This is a genomic window from bacterium, from assembly GCA_030654305.1.
GTDB lineage: Bacteria > Krumholzibacteriota > Krumholzibacteriia > LZORAL124-64-63 > LZORAL124-64-63 > PNOJ01.
The window spans coordinates 1-2,327 of the sequence record JAURXS010000518.1; the positions used below are offsets into that span (position 1 = coordinate 1).

At 74.8% G+C, this 2,327-nt stretch carries 3 protein-coding genes; all 3 read right to left on the bottom strand.

All coding sequences use genetic code 11. The features are described 5' to 3' along the window. Positions 1 to 54 precede the first annotated feature (54 nt). Positions 55 to 297 (bottom strand): hypothetical protein, encoded by a 243-nt coding sequence (locus Q7W29_14660; protein ID MDO9173063.1) that lies wholly within the window; start codon positions 295 to 297, stop codon positions 55 to 57. A gap of 14 nt (positions 298 to 311) precedes the next feature. Next, positions 312 to 1,040 carry a hypothetical protein gene (locus Q7W29_14665; GenBank protein MDO9173064.1) on the bottom strand — a complete coding sequence of 243 codons (729 nt, stop codon included), beginning with the start codon at positions 1,038 to 1,040 and terminating at the stop codon, positions 312 to 314. 163 nt (positions 1,041 to 1,203) lie between these two features. Then, positions 1,204 to 2,327 (bottom strand): FlgD immunoglobulin-like domain containing protein (locus Q7W29_14670; protein ID MDO9173065.1); only part of this gene is annotated, 1,124 nt, incomplete at its 5' end.

The following is a 2,327-nucleotide window of genomic DNA, read 5'->3' on the forward strand; positions in this document are numbered from 1 at the left end:
GAAGTAGCGGTCGACGTACAGGACCGTCGGGTGCGTGACTGAGCCGATGAAGTCTTAGGGACCTTCCAGGACGCCTGCGCGCAGGACGTCGTAGCCCGTCACGCCGGTCTGGTCGAGTGCCGTCCAGTTCACCATCACGCCGCCGGCCACGTAGAACGCCGTAACGTTGAAGGGATCGCCGCCCGTCCCGTGCGGATCCAGGGGGTTGTCGTAGTCCGGCGCCTCGGGGACCTGGGTGCAGCCCAGGGCCAGGACGATCGCGGCCAGCAGGGCGAACAGCGGCAGGCGAGCGGTCATCATCCGTCCTTTCGTCACCACCGCAGGCTCCAACCCACGTGGAAGCCGGAACCAGCCGTCGCGGCGGCGGCCGCGACCTCGGGCGGCGGCGCCGGCGCCGGGCCGGCGCCAGCCTCGAGCGAGGGGAAGCGCAGCCAGGCGTCGATCACGCCGATGACGACGGCCCCGACGGCGACGGCCGCCGCGGTGTCGCGCAGCTTGCCGGCGTCGTCGGCCGCGGACCACGCGTCGGCGGCCTGGGCGCGGTAGAATGCGACGTCGGTCGGCAGCAGCGCGTCGCGGTAGTTCGCCATGGCGAGTTCGTAATCGTCGCGGTGGTTCTGCACCGCCAGTTCCCCCGCCAGGGCCGTCAGCAGCCCGCCGACCTCCGCGGCGGTCAGGGCCCAGCCCAGCCGGGGCCGGCCCTCGTAGCGCTGGCCCAGGCCGGCCAGCACCAGGCTGTAGGCCACCGCGTCGCGGCGGCTCATGGGCTGCAGGCGCAGGTGCCGGCGGACCACCGCATCCTCCGCGTCGATCCGCATCTCGACGTCCAGGGGCAGCATCCCCTTCAGCGTGGCCGACAGCGCGTGGCTGCCCGCGGCCACGTCCAGGGCGTCCAGCGGCAGGGTGCCGAGGTCGCGGCCGTCGAGCCGCACGGCGGCGCCGGGAGTGCCGGTCAGCAGCAGGGTGGCGCCGGCGGCGGGGCCGGCCAGCAGAAGCGCCAGCGCGGCCGGCGCGAGGACACGACGAAGGGCTGGGATCATGGCTGACGCTCGCCTTCGGTGGTGCGCGACGGCTCCGGGGATCGCCTGCGGGAGGGGACGTCAACGTCCCGCCCCCGTCACGGGTTCCCAGTATAGAGAACGCCCCCTGGCGCGGAAAGGGCTTTGTCCGCACCCGGGGGCAGTTCATGCCGAGAGTCCCGTTTTAGCCGGCCAGCGTGACCTTGATCACCTCGCGGCACCCCGCCGCGCGCAGCCGGGCGAAGTACACGCCGGAGGGCAGGCGGCGCCCCGCGTCGTCGCGCCCGTTCCAGGCCGCCTCGTGACGGCCCTCGGCGCGCCGCTCCGCGACGAGCGTGCGCACGATGCGGCCGCGGGCGTCCAGCAGGTCGAGGCGCACGTCGCCGCCGCCGGCCGGCACGTCGTAGCTGAACGTGGTGCTCGGGTTGAAGGGGTTCGGCGCGGCACCGCGCAGCGCGTAGGCGGCGGGCGTCCCGCCGTCGGGCGCGCCGGTGAGCGCGTCGGGCGCCGTCGGCGGGCCCTCGTTGCCGGCGCGGTCCACCGCGGCCACCAGGTAGAACCAGGTCCAGGGGTCGGTCGCGCGGTCGATCCAGGCCGTCAGGGCGGTTTCGCCCAGGAGGTTCTCCGGCGCGGGCGCGAAGCCGGGGACCGCGCCGCGGTAGAGCCGGTAGCCGACGATGTCGTCGTCGGCCGGCGCGCCCCAGGCCAGCAGGTTGCCGCCGGCGGTGTAGGCGACCGTGAAGGCGCCGGGCGACGCGGGGGCGAGGTTGTCGAGGGAGCTGCCGCTGTCGGGCGGCGCGTCGAAGACGACCCCGAGTTCCTCGGTGCGGGCGCGCACGAAGAACGTCGTGGGGCGCGGCGCGGCGACCGTCGCATCGTAGAGCGTGGGCACGACCACGGAGTACAGGTCCTCGAGGTCGGCCGGGACGGTGGCGAGGTAATCCCACTCACCCGGGGGCCACGAGCGGTCGGCCGCGGCCTGCGGGTCCGGCGTGGCGCCGGTCGCCGTGCGCGCGTCGACGCGGCGGTAGACGGAGTAGCTCAGGATCGGCGCGTCGCTGCCGTCGCGGTCGAACGAGCTGCGCGCCCAGCGCAGGCGCACCTGCCCGCCCTGGTCGTCGGGGACGTCCGCGACGGCGTCGATCACCGGCACGTCGCGCAGGACCTCCAGCGTCAGGCTGTCGCAGCACGGTCCGGTCGGCGAGAAGTCGTGGCCGAGCACGGCCCGCCAGGCCGGGATCTGGCCGGCGCCGTTCAGGACGGTCCAGGTCGCGTCGTTCGTGATCGGCTGCAGGCCCGTGCCGTTGT

Excerpts from the sequence above, each read along its gene's own strand:
- Q7W29_14660 (MDO9173063.1), bottom strand. The coding sequence starts at position 297 with ATGACCGCTCGCCTGCCGCTGTTCGCCCTGCTGGCCGCGATCGTCCTG.
- Q7W29_14665 (MDO9173064.1), bottom strand. The coding sequence starts at position 1,040 with ATGATCCCAGCCCTTCGTCGTGTCCTCGCGCCGGCCGCGCTGGCGCTT.